Annotated in this window: 20 protein-coding genes; 14 read left to right on the top strand and 6 right to left on the bottom strand. The window is 60.0% G+C overall.

Annotation, left to right across the window (positions count from 1 at the left end; genetic code table 11):
- Positions 1–261 precede the first annotated feature (261 nt).
- The 3 genes from M5G18_RS10805 to M5G18_RS10795 all read right to left on the bottom strand — a co-directional run bounded on the left by M5G18_RS10805 (position 262) and on the right by M5G18_RS10795 (position 2,913).
- Positions 262–621: a DUF6124 family protein gene (locus M5G18_RS10805; protein WP_273900050.1), complete on the bottom strand. Its 360-nt coding sequence runs from the start codon at positions 619–621 to the stop codon at positions 262–264.
- A gap of 89 nt (positions 622–710) precedes the next feature.
- On the bottom strand, positions 711–1,076 hold the full coding sequence (locus M5G18_RS10800) for a DUF6124 family protein (protein WP_273900051.1): 366 nt from the start codon (positions 1,074–1,076) through the stop codon (positions 711–713).
- Positions 1,077–2,229: 1,153 nt separating this feature from the next.
- Positions 2,230–2,913, bottom strand: a complete 684-nt coding sequence (locus M5G18_RS10795; RefSeq protein WP_273898397.1) for an alpha/beta family hydrolase — start codon at positions 2,911–2,913, stop codon at positions 2,230–2,232.
- Positions 2,914–3,008: 95 nt separating this feature from the next.
- Between M5G18_RS10795 and ccoN (M5G18_RS10790) the strand changes: the two genes are divergently transcribed.
- From ccoN (M5G18_RS10790) to ccoP (M5G18_RS10755), 8 genes are all read left to right on the top strand, one after another.
- The gene (ccoN, locus tag M5G18_RS10790; RefSeq protein WP_007960356.1) at positions 3,009–4,433 is read left to right on the top strand and encodes a cytochrome-c oxidase, cbb3-type subunit I; all 1,425 of its coding nucleotides are present in this window, start codon (positions 3,009–3,011) and stop codon (positions 4,431–4,433) included.
- A 10-nt stretch (positions 4,434–4,443) separates the two neighbouring features.
- Positions 4,444–5,052, top strand: coding sequence for a cytochrome-c oxidase, cbb3-type subunit II (ccoO, locus tag M5G18_RS10785; RefSeq protein WP_007960355.1), 609 nt, complete (start codon positions 4,444–4,446; stop codon positions 5,050–5,052).
- Positions 5,053–5,055: 3 nt separating this feature from the next.
- On the top strand, positions 5,056–5,253 hold the full coding sequence (locus M5G18_RS10780) for a cbb3-type cytochrome oxidase subunit 3 (RefSeq protein WP_007960354.1): 198 nt from the start codon (positions 5,056–5,058) through the stop codon (positions 5,251–5,253).
- Positions 5,250–6,203 (top strand): cytochrome-c oxidase, cbb3-type subunit III, encoded by a 954-nt coding sequence (ccoP, locus tag M5G18_RS10775; RefSeq protein WP_273898396.1) that lies wholly within the window; start codon positions 5,250–5,252, stop codon positions 6,201–6,203. The genes M5G18_RS10780 and ccoP (M5G18_RS10775) overlap by 4 nt, the downstream gene beginning before the upstream one ends.
- 481 nt (positions 6,204–6,684) lie before the next feature.
- Entirely contained in the window at positions 6,685–8,127 is a 1,443-nt protein-coding gene (gene ccoN, locus M5G18_RS10770) for a cytochrome-c oxidase, cbb3-type subunit I (protein ID WP_007960352.1), read from the top strand.
- A complete protein-coding gene (gene ccoO / locus M5G18_RS10765; RefSeq protein WP_007905434.1) occupies positions 8,127–8,735 on the top strand; it encodes a cytochrome-c oxidase, cbb3-type subunit II in 609 nt (202 codons plus the stop codon). Before ccoN (M5G18_RS10770) ends, ccoO (M5G18_RS10765) begins: the two co-directional genes overlap by 1 nt.
- Before the next feature lie 6 nt (positions 8,736–8,741).
- Positions 8,742–8,927 carry a CcoQ/FixQ family Cbb3-type cytochrome c oxidase assembly chaperone gene (locus tag M5G18_RS10760; protein WP_003175465.1) on the top strand — a complete coding sequence of 62 codons (186 nt, stop codon included), beginning with the start codon at positions 8,742–8,744 and terminating at the stop codon, positions 8,925–8,927.
- Positions 8,924–9,907, top strand: coding sequence for a cytochrome-c oxidase, cbb3-type subunit III (gene ccoP, locus M5G18_RS10755; protein ID WP_007951666.1), 984 nt, complete (start codon positions 8,924–8,926; stop codon positions 9,905–9,907). Before M5G18_RS10760 ends, ccoP (M5G18_RS10755) begins: the two co-directional genes overlap by 4 nt.
- Positions 9,908–9,983: 76 nt before the next feature.
- Here ccoP (M5G18_RS10755) and M5G18_RS10750 read toward each other — a convergent pair whose 3' ends face one another.
- Complete coding sequence (locus tag M5G18_RS10750; protein WP_273898395.1) at positions 9,984–10,241, bottom strand: hypothetical protein; 258 nt, start codon at positions 10,239–10,241, stop codon at positions 9,984–9,986.
- A gap of 66 nt (positions 10,242–10,307) precedes the next feature.
- Positions 10,308–11,312: a metallophosphoesterase family protein gene (locus tag M5G18_RS10745; RefSeq protein ID WP_273898394.1), complete on the bottom strand. Its 1,005-nt coding sequence runs from the start codon at positions 11,310–11,312 to the stop codon at positions 10,308–10,310.
- A gap of 472 nt (positions 11,313–11,784) precedes the next feature.
- Between M5G18_RS10745 and ccoG the strand changes: the two genes are divergently transcribed.
- The 6 genes from ccoG (at position 11,785) to hemN (ending at position 18,898) form a co-directional block, all read left to right on the top strand.
- Complete coding sequence (gene ccoG / locus M5G18_RS10740) at positions 11,785–13,200, top strand: cytochrome c oxidase accessory protein CcoG (protein ID WP_007951662.1); 1,416 nt, start codon at positions 11,785–11,787, stop codon at positions 13,198–13,200.
- A gap of 11 nt (positions 13,201–13,211) precedes the next feature.
- Positions 13,212–13,751 (top strand): FixH family protein, encoded by a 540-nt coding sequence (locus tag M5G18_RS10735; RefSeq protein WP_007951661.1) that lies wholly within the window; start codon positions 13,212–13,214, stop codon positions 13,749–13,751.
- 320 nt (positions 13,752–14,071) lie between these two features.
- Positions 14,072–16,522, top strand: coding sequence for a heavy metal translocating P-type ATPase (locus tag M5G18_RS10730; protein ID WP_273898393.1), 2,451 nt, complete (start codon positions 14,072–14,074; stop codon positions 16,520–16,522).
- A 22-nt stretch (positions 16,523–16,544) separates the two neighbouring features.
- A complete protein-coding gene (gene ccoS, locus M5G18_RS10725; protein ID WP_007951659.1) occupies positions 16,545–16,757 on the top strand; it encodes a cbb3-type cytochrome oxidase assembly protein CcoS in 213 nt (70 codons plus the stop codon).
- Positions 16,750–17,433 carry a sulfite exporter TauE/SafE family protein gene (locus M5G18_RS10720; RefSeq protein WP_273898392.1) on the top strand — a complete coding sequence of 228 codons (684 nt, stop codon included), beginning with the start codon at positions 16,750–16,752 and terminating at the stop codon, positions 17,431–17,433. The genes ccoS and M5G18_RS10720 overlap by 8 nt, the downstream gene beginning before the upstream one ends.
- An 82-nt stretch (positions 17,434–17,515) precedes the next feature.
- Positions 17,516–18,898 (top strand): oxygen-independent coproporphyrinogen III oxidase, encoded by a 1,383-nt coding sequence (gene hemN / locus M5G18_RS10715; protein WP_011333280.1) that lies wholly within the window; start codon positions 17,516–17,518, stop codon positions 18,896–18,898.
- On the opposite strand, the gene M5G18_RS10710 is transcribed toward hemN, so the two are convergent.
- Positions 18,895–19,377 (bottom strand): hypothetical protein, encoded by a 483-nt coding sequence (locus M5G18_RS10710; protein ID WP_273898391.1) that lies wholly within the window; start codon positions 19,375–19,377, stop codon positions 18,895–18,897. The genes hemN and M5G18_RS10710 overlap by 4 nt on opposite strands.
- Positions 19,378–19,395 lie beyond the last annotated feature (18 nt).

Genomic DNA, 19,395 nt, shown 5'->3' with positions numbered 1-19,395 from the left:
TGAAGCCCGGCTCTACTTTGTCGTCCAAACCTACTCACACGGGCTAGCCAGCATGAATACATTCCCTACGCAGAATCCGATGATCAGGACTGACAAACCTGTGAGAAAGGAAGTCCGAGAAGAACTGACATTCCTTGATGTGCGGCGAGCGGCACGTGATGGGCAGAAAGCGTTCGATAAATTTGTGATCACTGGCAGGCTGTGACCTTTTGATATCGATGAAAAAACCGGAAGCCAAACGCTTCCGGTTTTTTGTTCCGCTTACTCCTTCGGCACGAGGTTATCGAGCGCCTGATTCACCGCCAACTCACCCAACATCACCACTTGCGCAATGCCCAACAGGGTCTTGCGGTTCGGCCCTTCCAGCAGGCCGGCAAAGTCACCGAGCATGACCGTGGCTGACGCGAGGGATTCGCAGGCATTGGCCAGCAAGGACTCCGTGTCGGTTTGCGGGTTGGCCATGAACATGTCGTTTGGGGTGTAGGGCGTGGCCATGATCCGGGCTGCCGGGGTCAGGTAATAGTCAAGGGCGCGTTCGGCCGCGTCGTGGAGTTTTCTTGAATCGGGAAATTCGTACGGGGAAACCGGATCTTCTAACGGTGGAATGACGGTCGTGGACATCAGCTAAAACTCCGGACAAGAGTCGCTTGAGGATTTGTGTAGACGGCTGCCAAACAGTGAGGGGGACAAGCCCCTCACCGAGGCGGCAACTACCGCGAGACGTGATGGTTATCCAGCACACGATTGACCAGCAGCTCACTCAGCATGATGACCTGCTGCAATATCTGCATCGCCTTGCGCTGCGATGGGTCGACGGTGTTGCCGATATCCCGGGCCACGTCACTGGCCGACGACAGCGTTTCGCACGCTTCGACCAGCAGCGTTTCGTCATCCACCGTTGGATTGACCAGATAGATCTTGCCTGGCTTGCGCGATGGCTTGGATGTCTTCTGTGCGCCAGGATCGAGGTAATGATTGATCGCCCGCTCGGTGGCCGTTTTTATGTTTTCGGCTTCGAGTGCGGCGTCGTAGGGGATTGAATCGGTTTCTGGTGGGTTTGGCGTAATTTTGAACATACGGACTCTCTATCTTGAAAGAATTGAAGAGCCGTCACTTTCGCTACCAAACGAAGGGTGGCGGCCATACGTGGGTTGGTAGACCGGTCAAGACAGAGAAACCCCCGGCGCCCCCGAAGGAGCCCCACGCATGGCCACCATATAAAACGCAGCCCAAAAAATGAGACTGCATAAGGTGACGCCACACAGCTGTCAAGAAACGGGCTACCAAACCCGATCACTGTTTTGCAGTGACAGGGAAACGATATAGCCCTCTCCAAGCCGCGTAAGCCGGCGGATTCTGGCGTACGCGTAGGCAACGACGCAAGGTGTTGTAGCCCTTATGGCGTAACGGTTCGTGTACTTTAAACGTGGTTACGTGATCGTGTTTATTCGCTGGAAATGCCGGGCTGTGGGAGCTTTCAGTTTTGGTGGCGTGTCAGTGAAACCTTCCCCCTCACCCTAGCCCTCTCCCCGAGGGAGAGGGGACTGACCGAGGTGTTTGGACGAGGTACGCCGACGTGGGATACCGAGGTGAACTCAGGTTTTTGAAAGCACCTCAATCTGCCTCTCACCTAAGGGAGAGGGACTGACCGAGGTGCGTGGGCGAGGGACGCCGACGTGGGATTCCGAGTTGAACTCAAGCTTGAAAGCACCCCATTCGGCTCCCTCTCCTTGGGGAGAGGGCTGGGGTGAGGGGTAGGCTCGACACTGAAACCAAACCGTTCGCCAAACCATTCAAAACGATGAGCGTTAGCTCGAGTACCGCTTCTGATCTTCGGGCGACGTCGGAAGGCTGAGTGGAGGGATTTATCCGGGGGTGGGAGCGCAGCGACCGTTTGGCGAAGCCAAACACATCGAGAGGAGGTGCAGCGAAGCAAACCGTAGGCGATGCCCCCCGGATGAATCCCGGAGCGAAGGAACCCCGAGCCTTAGCGAGTGGGCCGGACGTAGGAGCAAGCGTTTTTTTGCTTACTTTTTTGAGGCGTTTGTCAAAAAAGTGAGTCGCCGTAAGGGCGAAACCCTAGGTGGGCTTGACCGCAGCAACGGATATTCACATAGATCGAAAAGTGTGTCGCGTTCAAGATCGATCCCCCTCACCCCAGCCCTCTCCCCCAAGGGGGCGAGGGGGAAAGGGAGCCGATCTTCATGAGCTTCAAAATTTCGACTCGGCTCAATCGATACGAAGAAACGAGGCCACCTTCTGCGCGGCGGCAGCCAAATGCTGCTCATGCGTAAACCCGGAAACCTTGAGCGGCTTCAAATCATGATCCCCCGCCGCCAGCCAAAACACTTCAATACTCGGCGATAAGGAATACCCTTCGACAGCGTCCCGATTCCCCAGAGCATCCCGCTCCCCCTGAACAATCAACGTCCGAGTCCGCAAAGAAGCCAAATGCTCAACCCGAGGCTTCTCCGGTTTCCCAACCGCATAAAACGGATAACCAAGGCAAACCAACGCATCAGCCCCCAACTCATCAACCAAGAGACTCGCCATCCGCCCCCCCATGGACTTCCCGCCAATCGCGAGCGGCCCAGCGACATGAAGTCGCACCAAGCCATAAACCTCACGCCAACATTCGAGCAACTTCGGCGCCGGATTCGGCGGGCGTTTACTGCCATCAACCCGCCGCTGCGCCATATAAGGAAACTCAAACCGCAACACATTCACCCCAAGCCCAGCAAGGCGCCCAGCCATATCGTTCATCCAGTCGCTATCCATCGGCGCCCCCGCCCCATGCGCCAGGATCAGCGTCGCCGAAGCCTCCCCAACAGCGGCATCCCAAAGCCACCCGTGATCCCGCAGGCACTGCGCCCATTGATCCCCGTCAATACTGGCCTTGTGCTGTTTGTCCATGCTTGCCTCGCTTTTAGTCTGCCTATAACTCCAGGCGAAGGATTCGCGGCGTTTTCTGCGCGCGCTCACTTCGGCTGAACCGTGGATGGGGAACCATGAACACTTCTATCAGTACCGCCTACAACTACAAGGTGGTCCGCCAATTCGCCATTATGACGGTGGTGTGGGGCATCGTCGGCATGGGGCTCGGGGTTTTTCTCGCGGCTCAATTGGTCTGGCCCGAACTCAACTTCAACCTGCCGTGGACCAGCTTCGGACGCCTGCGCCCGCTGCACACCAACGCGGTGATCTTCGCGTTCGGCGGCTGTGCCTTGTTCGCCAGTTCGTTCTACTCGGTGCAGCGCACCTGCCAGACCCAACTGTTTGCGCCAAAAATCGCCGCCTTCTGCTTCTGGGGCTGGCAACTGGTGATCCTGCTGGCGGCCATCAGCCTGCCGCTGGGTTACACCAGCTCCAAGGAATACGCCGAACTGGAATGGCCGATCGACATCCTGATCACCATCGTCTGGGTCGCCTACGCCATCGTGTTCTTCGGCACGATCATGCAGCGCAAGACCAAGCACATTTATGTGGGCAACTGGTTCTTCGGCGCGTTCATCATCACCGTGGCGATTCTGCACATCGTCAACAACCTTGAGTTGCCGGTGAGTTTCACCAAGTCCTACTCGGTGTACGCCGGTGCAACCGATGCGATGGTGCAATGGTGGTACGGCCACAACGCCGTAGGCTTTTTCCTCACCGCCGGTTTCCTCGGGATGATGTACTACTTCGTGCCGAAACAGGCCGAACGTCCGGTGTATTCGTATCGTCTGTCGATCGTGCACTTCTGGGCGCTGATCACCCTGTACATCTGGGCAGGCCCGCACCACCTGCACTACACCGCGCTGCCGGACTGGGCGCAGTCGCTGGGCATGGTGATGTCGCTGGTACTGCTGGCGCCGAGCTGGGGCGGCATGATCAACGGCATGATGACCCTGTCGGGCGCCTGGCATAAGTTGCGCAGCGACCCGATCCTGCGCTTCCTCGTGGTATCGCTGGCGTTCTACGGCATGTCGACCTTCGAAGGGCCGATGATGGCGATCAAGACAGTGAACGCCCTCTCCCACTACACCGACTGGACCATCGGCCACGTTCACGCCGGCGCGCTCGGCTGGGTGGCGATGATTTCCATCGGCGCGCTGTACCACATGATCCCGAAAATCTTCGGCAAAGAGCAGATGCACAGCATCGGCCTGATCAACGCGCACTTCTGGCTCGCGACCATCGGCACCGTGTTGTACATCGCCTCGATGTGGGTCAACGGCATCGCCCAGGGCCTGATGTGGCGCGCAGTGAACGAGGACGGCACGCTGACCTACTCCTTCGTCGAAACCCTGGTGGCCAGCCACCCAGGCTTCGTCGTGCGGCTGATTGGCGGGGCGATCTTCCTCAGCGGCATGTTCCTGATGGCTTACAACACCTGGCGCACCGTGCGGGCCTCGCAGCCTGCTGACGTCGTTGCTGCCGCGCAGATGGCCTGAGGAGTCCGCCATGAAACACGAAACGATTGAAAAGAACGTCGGCCTGCTGATGCTGCTGATGGTGTTTGCCGTGAGCATCGGCGGCCTGACCCAGATCGTCCCGCTGTTCTTCCAGGACGTGACCAACAAACCGGTGGAAGGCATGAAGCCCTACACCGCGCTGCAACTGGAAGGCCGCGACATCTACATCCGCGAAGGTTGCGTCGGTTGCCACTCGCAGATGATCCGTCCGTTCCGCGCCGAAACCGAACGCTACGGGCACTACTCGGTGGCCGGTGAAAGCGTGTGGGATCACCCGTTCCTGTGGGGTTCCAAGCGTACCGGCCCGGACCTGGCCCGGGTTGGCGCGCGTTACTCGGATGACTGGCACCGTGCGCACTTGTACAACCCGCGCAACGTTGTACCGGAATCGAAAATGCCGGCTTACCCATGGCTGGTCACCCAACCGGTCGACAGCAGCCACACCGAAACCAAGCTCAAAGTCATGCGCACCCTCGGCGTGCCATACACCGACGACGACATCAGCGGCGCGGTGGCCAGCCTCAAGGGCAAGACCGAAATGGACGCCCTCGTCTCCTACCTGCAAGTGCTTGGCACTGCGATCAAGAGCAAGAGGTGAGAAATGGTCTTTGAAATGAGCGCGGGGCTGATTCGCGGCCTCGGCACGGTCGTGGTGTTCGTGGCCTTCGTCGGCCTGACCCTCTGGGTGTTCAACCGCAAGCGCACGCCGGAATTCGCCGAAGCGCGCCTGCTGCCGTTTGCCGACGAGCCGCAACCCGACACTACCCAAGCTAATGAGACAAGGAGTACCCGGCCATGACCACCTTCTGGAGTACGTGGATCTGCGTACTGACCATCGGCAGCCTGATCGGCCTGACCTGGCTGCTGGTCGGCACCCGTCGGGGCGAAACCAAGGGCAGCGTCGACCAGACCATGGGCCACAGCTTCGACGGCATCGAGGAGTACGACAACCCGCTGCCGCAGTGGTGGTTCATGCTGTTCGCCGGCACGCTGGTGTTTTCCGTGGGCTATCTGATCCTTTACCCGGGCCTGGGCAACTGGAAAGGGATCCTGCCGGGCTACGAGGACGGCTGGACCGGCGTCCACGAATGGGAAAAGGAAATGAGCAAGGCTGACGCCAAATTCGGGCCGATCTTCGCCAAGTTCGCCGCCATGCCGGTGGAAGAAGTGGCGAAGGATCCGCAGGCGCTGAAAATGGGTGGCCGTCTGTTCGCCTCCAACTGTTCGGTGTGCCACGGCTCGGACGCCAAAGGCGCGTTCGGTTTCCCTAACCTCGCCGACAAGGACTGGCGTTGGGGCGGCAGCGCCGAAACCATCAAGACCACCATCATGGGTGGCCGGATGGCGGCGATGCCGGCGTGGGGCGAAGCACTGGGCGAGGCCGGGGTGAAAAACGTGGCGGCGTATGTACGCCATGAACTGGCCGGGCTGCCGTTGGCAGCGGACAACAAGGCCGATCTGCAAGCCGGGCAGCAAGCGTTCAGCACCATGTGCGTGGCTTGTCACGGGGCAAACGGCCAGGGCACCGAAGCCATGGGCGCACCGAACCTGACGCACCCGGCCGGTTTCATCTACGGCACCAGCCTGACCCAACTTGAGCAGACCATCCGCCATGGCCGTCAAGGCCACATGCCCGCTCAGAACGAGCTGCTGGGCAACGATAAAGTGCAATTGCTGGCCGCTTATGTGTACAGCCTTAGCAATGGATTGAATACAGAAAAACTGATTACTGATGACAATAAAAAGTAATCATTGCGTACAAGACTGCCGCACGTTTCCAGTGCGGCAGTTTCCAGCCCCTTTGCGACGCATTGTCGCACCCCTTCACCCCCTCTCCTTTCGGTTACCCGGATTCGGGTCTACGCTTGCTCGATGCGGACTGGCCCGTGCCGGTTCCAGGTCGACCCCGAGCGAGGCGTTGAACGAATCGGCTGACTGACATGGCCGCAAAGGCCGGTAGATACCGGCTGTCGTGCCAATTACCGTCCGTCACCCGAACCGAGCGTTCGAACACACCCCGTTACATCCGACCGGGACCCCTCGCTTTTTTCGTCCGCTGCGACATTTTGCCCGAGGGCAATTTTGTCCTTACGCGGCGCATGGAAAGGCCGCAGAATCAGCGTTGGAAAGCATTGACCCAGGTCATGGCGCGTTGCATTGACCCCCTGCTTTCTACATACTTGCGGCCGATTTTAATCCTAATAAAACACCCAAACCGTGGAACCTTAGAATGAGCACAGCAATCAGTCCGACTGCTTATAACTATAAGGTAGTCCGCCAGTTCGCCATCATGACGGTGGTCTGGGGGATCCTTGGCATGGGGCTCGGTGTCTTCATCGCCTCGCAACTGGTCTGGCCGGAGTTGAATTTCGGTCTGCCGTGGACGAGCTTTGGACGCCTGCGCCCGTTGCACACAAACCTGGTGATTTTCGCCTTCGGTGGTTGTGCACTGTTTGCCACTTCCTACTATGTCGTGCAGCGAACCTGCCAGACGCGACTGATTTCCGACAGCCTCGCGGCCTTCACCTTCTGGGGATGGCAAGCGGTGATCGTCGGCGCGATCATTACCTTGCCGCTGGGTTACACCACCACCAAGGAATACGCGGAACTGGAATGGCCCCTCGCCATTCTGCTGGCCATTGTCTGGGTCACCTACGGTCTGGTGTTCTTCGGCACCATCACCAAGCGCAAGACCAAGCACATCTATGTCGGTAACTGGTTCTACGGTGCGTTCATCGTGGTGACCGCGATGCTGCACATCGTCAACCACATGTCGCTGCCGGTCAGCCTGTTCAAGTCCTACTCGGCTTACTCGGGCGCCACCGACGCGATGATCCAGTGGTGGTACGGCCACAACGCCGTGGGCTTCTTCCTGACCACCGGTTTCCTGGGGATGATGTACTACTTCGTGCCGAAACAGGCCGAACGTCCGATCTACTCGTATCGTCTGTCGATCGTGCACTTCTGGGCGCTGATCACCCTGTACATCTGGGCCGGCCCGCACCACCTGCACTACACCGCGCTGCCGGATTGGGCACAATCGCTGGGCATGGCGATGTCGATCATCCTGCTGGCTCCGAGCTGGGGCGGCATGATCAACGGCATGATGACCCTGTCGGGCGCCTGGCATAAGCTGCGCACCGACCCGATCCTGCGCTTCCTCGTGGTATCGCTGGCGTTCTACGGCATGTCGACCTTCGAAGGTCCGATGATGGCGATCAAGACCGTCAACTCGCTTTCGCACTACACCGACTGGACCATCGGCCACGTACACGCCGGCGCACTCGGCTGGGTAGCGATGATTTCGATCGGCGCGATCTACCACATGATCCCGAAACTGTTCGGCCGTGCGCAGATGCACAGCACCGGCCTGATCAACGCGCACTTCTGGCTCGCGACCATCGGTACCGTTCTGTACATCGCTTCGATGTGGGTCAACGGCATCACTCAGGGCCTGATGTGGCGTGCAATCAACGATGACGGCACCCTCACCTACTCGTTCGTCGAAGCGCTGCAGGCCAGCCACCCTGGTTTCATCGTCCGCGCCCTGGGCGGTGCGTTCTTCGCCAGCGGCATGCTGCTGATGGCTTACAACGTATGGCGCACCGTTCGCGCCTCGAACCCGGCTGAAGCCGAAGCCGCCGCCAAGATTGCCGTAGTTGGAGCTCACTGATGAAGCATGAAGCCGTCGAGAAGAACATTGGCCTGCTGGCTTTCTTCATGGTCATCGCCGTCAGCGTCGGTGGTCTGACCCAAATCGTTCCGCTGTTTTTCCAGGACGTCACCAACAAGCCGGTCGAAGGCATGAAGCCGCGCACCGCCCTTGAACTGGAAGGCCGCGACGTTTACATCGCCAACGGATGTGTCGGCTGCCACTCGCAGATGATCCGTCCGTTCCGTGCCGAAACCGAACGCTATGGCCACTACTCGGTCGCCGGTGAAAGCGTCTGGGACCACCCGTTCCTGTGGGGTTCCAAGCGTACCGGTCCGGACCTGGCCCGCGTCGGCGGTCGTTACTCCGATGACTGGCAGCGTGCGCACTTGTACAACCCGCGCAACGTCGTCCCCGAGTCGAAAATGCCGGCCTACCCGTTCCTCGTAGAAAACAAGCTCGATGGCAAAGACACGGCCAAGAAAATGGAAGTGTTGCGCACGCTCGGCGTCCCTTACACCGACGAAGACATCGCCGGTGCCAAGGATGCCGTGAAGGGCAAAACCGAAATGGACGCGCTGGTGGCCTATCTGCAAGGCCTGGGCACCATCATCAAAAGCAAACGGTGATTCTTAATGGATATCGGGATGATTCGAGGCCTGGGCACCGTTGTCGTGATGGTTGCCTTCATCGGCCTGGCGTTGTGGGTGTTCAGCCCCAAGCGCAAGTCGGAGTTTGAAGACGCGACCTTGCTGCCCTTCGCGGATGATCCCGAAGCCATCAAGCACGTCGAGCAAGCTTCTAGGAGTAACAAAGAATGACTACATTCTGGAGTCTGTACGTCACAGTCCTCAGTCTCGGTACGATCTTTTCCCTGACCTGGCTGTTGCTGTCGACCCGCAAGGGCCAGCGCACCGAGCAGACCGACGAGACGGTCGGCCACTCCTTCGACGGGATCGAGGAGTACGACAACCCGCTGCCGAAATGGTGGTTCATGCTGTTCGTGGGCACCATCGTCTTCGCGCTGGGTTATCTGGTGCTGTACCCGGGCCTGGGCAACTGGAAAGGCCTGCTGCCGGGCTACAACTACCTCGATACCGAGAAGCAGACCGCGTTCGCCAACGGCCAGACCGGCTGGACCGGCGTTCACGAGTGGGAAAAGGAAATGGCTCGCTCGGACGCCAAGTTCGGTCCGATCTTCGCCAAGTTCGCCGCCATGCCGATCGAAGAAGTGGCCAAGGATCCGCAAGCCCTGAAGATGGGTGGCCGTCTGTTCGCCTCCAACTGCTCGGTCTGCCACGGTTCCGACGCCAAGGGCGCTTATGGTTTCCCTAACCTGACCGACGCCGACTGGCGCTGGGGCGGCGAGCCGGAAACCATCAAGACCACCATCATGGGCGGTCGTCACGCGGTGATGCCGGCCTGGGCTGAAGTGATCGGTGAGCAAGGCGTGGCCGACGTGGCCGCGTTCGTGGTGAGCAACCTGGATGGCCGCAAGCTGCCGGAAGGCACCAAGGCAGACGTCGCCAATGGCCAGAAACTGTTCGCCGCCAACTGCGTGGCGTGCCACGGCCCGGCGGGCAAAGGTACGCCAGCGATGGGCGCACCTGACCTGACCCACCCTGCCGCGTTCATCTACGGTTCGAGCTTCGCGCAGCTGCAGCAGACCATCCGTTACGGCCGTCAGGGCCAGATGCCTGCCCAGGAACAACTGCAAGGCAACGACAAGGTTCACCTGCTGGCGGCGTACGTTTACAGCCTGTCCCACGGTGAAAAACCCGCGGAAGCCGAGGCCCAGTAAGGCCAACGCTCGAAGCAAAAAAACGGCCCCGCCAATGAGAATTGGCGGGGCCGTTTTGTTTTCCATCCCTACTGATTCAAAGAATGGTGCCTCCACCGAGACTGTCCAGGCCGGAAGGTTTGTGCTGCTTGCCAGCGTCGGCCGGCGGGTTGCTCTTCTGTGTGGCGAGTTCCTTCGACTCCTCTGCCGCTTCGGCCGACTCAAGTGCTGCCAGTGCCGCTTGCAGGTGCGCAACGGCCACGGAAGTTCCCGGAATGGCGCTATTGAGGATGACGTTCAGTGCATCAATTTCTTTTTGAGTAACGCCGAGTGCCTTGAGAGTGTTGCTGTTCATACATTTTCATCCTTGAAAGCCCGGTGCTCCGGATAAAGCCAATGAAAGGGGTGCCCTTAACGTTACTCAGGGACGACTGGCCCAGATGGACTTCACCGGAACCGCGTGTACGAAATGCGGTTTGCGCCAGTCATTGTTCTCGACCAGGTTGACGTGCAGTTGCTTGCGATCATCCGAGAAGCTGGCCGTCAGGTACGTCTGCTGGGACGTAGCGCCGCTGAGAAACATCGGCACCTTGCCCATCCAGCGCTTGCCTCCCCCGCGCGTATGGTAATGACCGGCAAAGATGGCGGTGACTTCATACTTCTCGATCATGTCCAGAAAGCGCTGCTCCTGCTGCCAGTCCCCCTGCCAGTCATCCCATTTGTGCATGTTGATGATGATGGCGTAACCCTGGGTCCTCGCCACCCGCAGATCGTTTTCCAGCCAGTCCAGTGCGCTGGTGATATTGAAAGTTGTCGGGTTCAACGCATGAGCAATCTTCGTGGCATAGGTAGGCTCGTTATTGAGTTGGACCAGATGAACTTCTCCGACATTTTTCGAGTAGGCGAGACTGCCCGAATAAAGGATATCCAGAAAAGCGCCAGTGACCTTCAGATCAAAGCTGTTCACCTTGTTCTTATGATGTTCGTTGAACTCGACAATACTGCCCGCCGCACAACTATTACTGAAACAGTCATCGACGTTATTTTCGTAGTCATGATTACCCAAGCCATACAGATAATCACCCTTGAAGTACTTTTCCAGGGCCGACTTCATATACGAGCGCTGCCAACCATGGCCGAAAGCAGTGATGTCACCATTGATCATCAACGGGATTGCGGCCTGCCCACCGTGGGCATTTCGAAATTCGGCGATACTGCCCAACTGGCTGTCCACCAGCCACTTGGCACGTTTTTCGAATTCCGCATCGGATTCCGGCTCCCTGCTGTCGGTCTTGTCAGTCCAGGGATATTGCGTATCTGACGCGAACACCATATGCCGTGGTGTGCCCTCGACGGCATGAACCAAAGTGACAGAAGATAATAAACAGATGCCCAGCAGAAACTTTACAACTCCATTTAAAGCCATAACATTGAAACTCCATTTAACTTGAATAATGACTGGCAACTGAATTTCGCCAGACGCAAACATATTCGATCAAACGGAAACTTTCAAAGCCGACAACATGAGCAATTAAATAAACTTGTTTCGAATACAAGAACAGCAGAAAGCAGAGTTCCTTACTTCAACAAGGCCTCGTTCTAAGTTCAATTACGGAAACCGGACGACCAAGCGCCGGTTTTCGGCCATGCGGGCCACCCGGCAGCGCAACGGCGGCGAATCGCCTAGACTGATTTATCGGCCGGGCAAAAAAGGGTGATCCCTCACAAGTCAATTGATTCAAGTCATTACACCATCAATTGATTTTGCCCAACGCGACCAAAGGTCGCACCCGTTCGTCGGCATGACAGGCGTATCATTGCGCCACCGCAACACCCCTTTTTGACCCCGGCCGGCACGTATCGACCGAGGCATTTTTCCACTGCCGTGGGATGCAATGATGAGCAACCAGATTCCGGTACACGACGTCACGCCACCCAGCAAGAACGCGAACAACAGCGTCGACCTTTACGCCTCTCGAGAAAAAATCTACACCCGTGCTTTCACCGGTCTGTTCCGCAATCTGCGGATGATGGGCGGCGCGGCGCTGTTCCTGCTGTATTTCGGTACGGTGTGGTTGAACTGGGGCGGCCATCAGGCTGTGTGGTGGAACCTGCCGGAGCGCAAGTTCTTCATCTTCGGCGCCACGTTCTGGCCGCAGGATTTCATTCTGCTTTCCGGGCTGCTGATCATTGCGGCGTTCGGCCTGTTCTTCATCACCGTGTATGCCGGCCGGGTCTGGTGCGGGTACACCTGCCCGCAAAGCGTGTGGACGTGGATTTTCATGTGGTGCGAGAAGGTCACCGAAGGCGACCGCAACCAGCGCATCAAGCTCGACAAGGCGCCGATGAGCGCCAACAAGTTCCTGCGCAAATTCGCCAAGCACGCGCTGTGGCTGCTGATCGGTTTCGTCACCGGCATGACCTTCGTCGGCTACTTCTCGCCGATCCGCGAACTGGTCTTCGAGTTCTTCACCGGGCAAGCTGATGGCTGGTCGTATTTCTGGGTCGGTTTCTTCACCCTCGCCACCTACGGCAACGCCGGCTGGCTGCGTGAGCAGGTGTGCATCTACATGTGTCCGTATGCGCGCTTCCAGAGCGTGATGTTCGACAAGGACACCCTGATCGTTTCCTACGACCCGCGTCGCGGTGAAAGCCGTGGCCCGCGCAAGAAAGGCGTCGACTACAAGGCTCAGGGCCTGGGCGACTGCATCGATTGCACCATGTGCGTCCAGGTCTGCCCGACCGGCATCGACATCCGCGACGGCCTGCAGATCGAGTGCATCGGTTGCGCCGCGTGCATCGACGCCTGCGACAGCATCATGGACAAGATGGATTACCCGCGCGGGCTGATCAGCTACACCACCGAACACAACTTGTCCGGGCAGAAAACCCATAAACTGCGTCCACGCCTGATCGGTTATGCCGTGGTGCTGCTGGCGATGATCAGCCTGTTGGTCACCGCGTTTTTCATGCGTTCGCTGGTGGGTTTCGACGTCAGCAAGGACCGCGTGCTGTACCGTGAAAACGCCGAAGGCCGGATCGAAAACGTCTACAGCCTGAAAATCATGAACAAGGATCAGCGCGACCACACTTACGTGCTGGAAGCCGCCGGTTTGCCGGATCTGCGCCTGCAAGGCAAGCGCGAGATCAAGGTGCCGGCCGGGGAAATCTTCAGCATGCCGGTCGAGTTGTCGAGCGCGCCGGAACAATTGCCATCGAGCACCAACGAGGTGAAATTCATCCTCAAGGATGCCGATGACGACAGCGTCCACGTAGAAGCCAAGAGCCGGTTCATCGGCCCACAAAATCGTTGAGAGAACTGAACATGCCCGCAGCAAACGCCGCAAGTCCCTGGTACAAGCACCTTTGGCCATGGATCATCATCGGGATTCTGGCCTGTTCGGTGACCCTGACGCTGTCCATGGTGACCATCGCGGTGAACAACCCGGACAACCTGGTCAACGACAACTACTACGAGGCCGGCAAAGGCATCAACCGTTCGCTGGACCGTGAGCTGCTGGCCCAGACCCTGAAGATGCGCGCTGCCGTGCACCTGGATGACGTCACCGGCGAAGTCGACCTGCGCCTGAGCGGCGACAGCCAGCCGAAAACCCTGGAACTGAACCTGATCTCGCCGACCCAGCCGGAGAAGGATCGCAAGATCGTCCTGGCCCGCAGCGAGACTGAAACGGGCCGCTACATTGGCCAGTTGAGCGACAAGATTGAAGGCCGGCGTTTTGTTGAATTGCTGGGCACTCAGGACGATCACGTGTGGCGGATGTTCGAGGAAGAGCTGGTCAGCCATGACAAGGATTTGTTGCTGGGCGACGAGCCGCTTCAAGGCGCTGAGGATTTGAAGAAGTAAGCAGCCTGCAAGTGCCCCCTCACCCTAGCCCTCTCCCCCTGGAGAGGGAACTGATCTCGGGTGTTTGCAGACTTGATATTCGCCAGTGACGATTGCGCTGACTGAACCCATTTTTCCGGCTCACATCAATCAGCTCCCTCTCCCGCTGGAGAGTTGACTGATCTTGGGTGTTTGCATAATCGATATACGCCAGTGACGATAGCGCTGACTGAACCCATTTTTCCGGCTCACATCAATCGGCTCCCTCTCCCTCCGGGAGAGGGCTGGGGTGAGGGCAAGCGGACCACTCGATTCCAAGGGTTTATCCCCTCGACAATGCCATGACCACCCCCATCCCCTGCTACCACTGCGCCCTGCCCGTCCCGTCCGGCAGCCGCTTCACCGCCGTCGTACTCGGGGAGTCCCGCGAGTTCTGCTGCCCCGGCTGTCAGGCCGTGGCCGAAGCCATCGTCGCCGGCGGGCTGGAAAGCTATTACCAGCATCGCAGCGAAGCCTCGGCCAACCCCGAAGCGCTGCCGGTGCAACTGGTCGATGAACTTGAGCTGTACGATCGCGCCGACGTGCAGCAACCGTTCGTGCGTCACGAAGGTGAACTGGCCGAGACCACGCTGCTGATGGAAGGCATCAGTTGCGCCGCGTGCGGCTGGCTGATCGAGAAACACCTGCGCACGCTGCCCGCCGTGGCCGAGGCGCGGCTCAATCTGTCCAACCATCGCCTGCATGTGCGCTGGGCTGACACTCAGTTGCCGCTGAGCCAGATCCTCGGCGAGCTGCGTCACATCGGCTACGCCGCGCACCCGTATCAGGCCGACCGCGCCAGCGAACAACTGGCCAGCGAAAACCGCCTCGCCTTGCGTCAGCTCGGGGTCGCCGGGCTGCTGTGGTTTCAGGCAATGATGGCAACCATGGCGACCTGGCCGGAATTCAACATCGACCTCAGTCCCGAGTTGCACACCATCTTGCGCTGGGTCGCGCTGTTCCTCACCACGCCAATCGTGTTCTACAGCTGCGCACCGTTTTTCAAAGGGGCCATGCGCGACCTGCGCACCCGTCACCTGACGATGGATGTCTCGGTATCGCTGGCAATCGGCGCAGCGTACGTCGCCGGGATCTGGACCTCGATCACCGGGGTCGGCGAGCTGTACTTCGACGCGGTGGGCATGTTCGCGCTGTTCCTGCTCGCCGGGCGCTACCTAGAACGCCGCGCCCGCGAGCGCACCGCCGCTGCCACCGCGCAACTGGTCAATCTGCTGCCCGCCTCGTGCCTGCGCCTCGATGACGCTGGCCAAAGTGAACGTATCCTGCTCAGCGAACTGCACCTCGGTGACCGAGTGCTGGTGCAGCCCGGTTCGGTACTTCCGGCGGACGGCAAGATTCTCGATGGCCAGTCGAGTATCGATGAGTCGGTGCTGACCGGCGAATACCTGCCGCAACCGCGCACCAAGGGCGATGCGGTCACCGCCGGCACGCTGAACGTCGAAGGTGCGCTGACCGTCGAGGTGCAGGCGCTCGGCCAGGACACGCGACTCTCGGCGATCGTCCGCCTGCTGGATCGCGCCCAGGCAGAAAAACCACGGCTGGCGGAAATCGCCGACCGCGCCGCGCAATGGTTCCTGTTGCTGTCGTTGATCGCCGCGGCCGCCATCGGCCTGTTGTGGTGGGAGCTGGACTCGTCACGGGCATTCTGGATCGTCCTTGCGATGCTGGTCGCCACTTGCCCGTGCGCGCTGTCACTGGCGACGCCGACCGCGCTCACCGCCGCCACCGGCACCCTGCACAAACTCGGTCTGCTGCTGACGCGCGGCCATGTGCTGGAAGGTCTGAACCAGATCGACACGGTGATCTTCGACAAGACCGGCACCCTCACTGAAGGCCGATTGGTGCTGCGCTCGATCCGCCCGCTCGGCGCCATCGACAGCGATCAGTGCCTGAGCCTTGCCGCCGCTCTGGAAAACCGTTCCGAACACCCGATTGCCCGCGCCTTCGGTCGCGCGCCGCTGGCTGCCGAAGATGTCCACAGCACTCCGGGCCTGGGGCTTGAAGGGTTGGTCGGCGAACAGCGTTTGCGCATCGGTCAGGCGGAGTTTGTCTGTGACCTCAGCGGCACGCCGGTGCCATCGATGCCGAAAGAACCGGGTCAATGGCTGCTGCTCGGTGACAGTCAGGGGCCGCTGGGCTGGTTCGCCCTCGATGACCGTCTGCGCGACGACGCCCCGGCCCTGCTCGCGGCGTGCAAGGCGCGCGGCTGGCGCACGTTGTTGCTGTCGGGCGACAGTTCGCCGATGGTCGCCAGCGTCGCCGCCGAACTGGGTATCGATGAGGCCCGGGGCGGTCTGCGTCCGGACGACAAGCTGCAAGTGCTGCAACAACTGCACAAGGACGGCCGCAAGGTGTTGATGCTCGGTGACGGCGTCAATGACGTGCCGGTGCTGGCCGCTGCGGACATCAGCGTGGCCATGGGCTCGGCCACTGATCTGGCGAAAACCAGTGCCGATGCGGTGTTGCTGTCCAACCGCCTCGACGCCTTGGTACAAGCCTTCACGCTGGCCCGCCGCACCCGTCGGGTGATCATCGAGAACCTGTTGTGGGCCGCGCTGTACAATGGCCTCATGTTGCCGTTCGCCGCCCTCGGCTGGATCACTCCGGTGTGGGCCGCCGTCGGCATGTCGATCAGTTCGCTGACCGTGGTGCTCAACGCCCTGCGCCTGACTCGCCTGCCGAGCGCGCCGGCCGTCAGTGCCACGTCAGAAACCCGCCCGCTGCCGGCCTGAGCCGCGCGGGCATGGAGTACAGATGCCAGCTCTTTACGTGATGATTCCGGCCGCGCTGCTGATCGTGGCCATCGCCGTCTACATCTTCTTTTGGGCGGTGGACAGCGGCCAGTACGACGACCTCGACGGCCCGGCCCACAGCATCCTGTTTGACGATCAGGATCCGAACCACACCGCCGCCGTGGACGAAGCCAACCCGGCCAAACCGGACGACAAGGCGCCACCCCATGCTTGAACTGGCGCCACTGCTGGTGTCTGCGTTGATTCTTGGCCTGCTCGGCGGCGGGCATTGCCTGGGCATGTGCGGCGGCTTGATGGGCGCGCTGACCCTGGCGATTCCCAATGAACAACGCAGCCGACGCTTTCGATTATTGCTGGCCTATAACCTCGGGCGGATTCTCAGCTATGCCACGGCCGGATTGCTGACCGGTCTTGCTGGATGGGCCGTAGCCAACAGCCCTGCTGCGCTGTTCATGCGCGTACTCGCCGGGTTGCTGCTGATCGCCATGGGCCTTTATCTGGCGGGCTGGTGGAGCGGCCTGACCCGCATCGAAAGCCTCGGTCGCGGACTCTGGCGTTACATCCAGCCAGTCGCCAATCGTCTGCTGCCGGTGTCGAGCCTGCCTCGCGCTTTACTGCTCGGCGCACTGTGGGGCTGGCTGCCGTGCGGGCTGGTTTACAGCACGCTGTTGTGGTCGGCCAGCCAGGGCAATGCACTCGACAGCGCCTTGCTGATGCTCGCCTTCGGGCTCGGCACCTGGCCGGTGTTGCTGGCGACGGGCCTCGCCGCCGAACGGGTGACAGCGCTGTTGCGCAAACGCAGCGTGCGCATGGCCGGCGGTCTGCTGGTGATCCTGTTCGGCATCTGGACCCTGCCGGGTCCGCACCAGCACTGGCTGATGGGCCACTGATCCCGTTGATGCAAATCAAGACGCCTTTTTGTGCCCTCCCCTAGACTCGGCACACTGCCAGCCTATCCGGGGGAATGCCCGCATGCTCGACGCCATTCGTTGGGACACCGATTTGATCCGCCGCTACGACCTGGCGGGGCCGCGCTACACCTCGTACCCGACGGCCGTGCAATTTCACAGTCAGGTCGGCACCTTCGACCTGTTCCACGCCCTGCGCGACAGCCGCAAGGCCCTGCGCCCGTTGTCGCTGTACGTGCACGTGCCGTTCTGCGCGAACATTTGCTACTACTGCGCCTGCAACAAGGTCATCACCAAGGATCGTGGCCGCGCCCTGCCTTATCTGCAACGGCTCGAGCAGGAAATCCAGCTGATCGCCTGCCACCTCGACCCGGCGCAGAAAGTCGAGCAACTGCATTTTGGCGGTGGCACCCCGACCTTTCTCAGCCACGATGAATTGCGGCAACTGATGGCGCACCTGCGCAAACATTTCAATCTGCTGGACGATGACTCCGGCGACTACGGCATCGAGATCGACCCGCGCGAAGCCGACTGGTCGACCATGGGCCTGCTGCGCGAACTTGGTTTCAACCGGGTCAGCATCGGCCTGCAGGATCTCGACCCGGCGGTGCAACGGGCAGTCAATCGCCTGCAAAGCCTGGAAGAAACCCGCGCGGTGATCGACGCGGCACGCACCCTGCAATTTCGCTCGATCAACATCGACTTGATCTACGGCCTGCCAAAGCAGACTCCGGACAATTTCGCCCGTACCGTCGAGGAAGTCATCAGCCTGCAACCGGACCGGCTCTCGGTGTTCAACTACGCGCACCTGCCGGAACGCTTCATGCCGCAGCGGCGGATCAACGGCAACGAACTGCCGAGCCCGGCGCAGAAGCTGGAAATGCTGCAACGCACCATCGAACAACTGACCGCCGCCGGCTACCGTTACATCGGCATGGACCACTTCGCCCTGCCCGACGATGAACTGGCGATTGCCCAGGAAGAATCGACCCTGCAACGCAATTTCCAGGGCTACACCACCCACGGTCATTGCGACCTGATCGGTCTGGGCGTGTCGGCCATCAGCCAGATCGGCGATCTGTACTGCCAGAACAGCAGCGATCTCAATCACTACCAGAACACCCTCGCCGGCGCGCAACTCGCCACCAGCCGGGGCCTGGTGTGCAACGCTGACGATCGCTTGCGCCGCGCGGTGATTCAGCAACTGATCTGCAATTTCAGCCTGGACTTCGCCGAGATCGAGCGCAGTTTCAACATCGATTTTCAGGGTTACTTCGGCGCGCTCTGGCCACAATTGCAGGGCATGGCGCAGGACGGGCTGATCGAACTGGATCGCGAGCGCATCACCGTGCTACCGGCCGGGCGCCTGCTGGTGCGCTCGGTGTGCATGGTGTTCGACGCGTATCTGGAACAGCAGAACCGCCAGCGTTTTTCGCGGGTGATTTAGCTCTTCATCAGCAGCGAGTTGGTTTTCAGGTTCTGGTCAGCGGTCAGGCCCGATTGGTCGATGACCTTGGCCAGAGACAGGTTGGCGGTGATAAGACCGTTGTTGAGGGCGGAGATGGCGCCTTTGAGGGCAGCGATCTTGGCGAACCGCTCTTCGTTGGAAAGGGTCTTGTTGGCCATCAGCGCGTTGATCTGGGCGTTCTTTTCGGCGATCTGCTGGCGCAACTTGCGAATCATCTTCAGCAATTGCTGGACGTTTTCAGGCAAACCGCTTTCTTCGATATCGCGGTTTTTCCCGCCGGCACCGGCGGATTTAGCAATGGCGGCACCGGACAGCGACACTTTGACGCCCTCGACCAAGGTCGGGCTTCCCAATGATGCCGCATCTGTGCCGGACTCATCGTCAACGGAGGTTTCAGCACTTTCCAGCAACGACGCAACGCCACTGTTACCGGGGGTCAGCGTACCTATAGCAGTCATCGAAGCGGTTCCTTGCAT

The sequence above is a fragment of the Pseudomonas aphyarum genome (genome assembly GCF_028657055.1).
Lineage (GTDB): Bacteria > Pseudomonadota > Gammaproteobacteria > Pseudomonadales > Pseudomonadaceae > Aquipseudomonas > Aquipseudomonas aphyarum.
The sequence above is the reverse complement of the archived record's forward strand: the minus strand, read 5'-3'. Positions and strand labels throughout refer to the sequence as shown.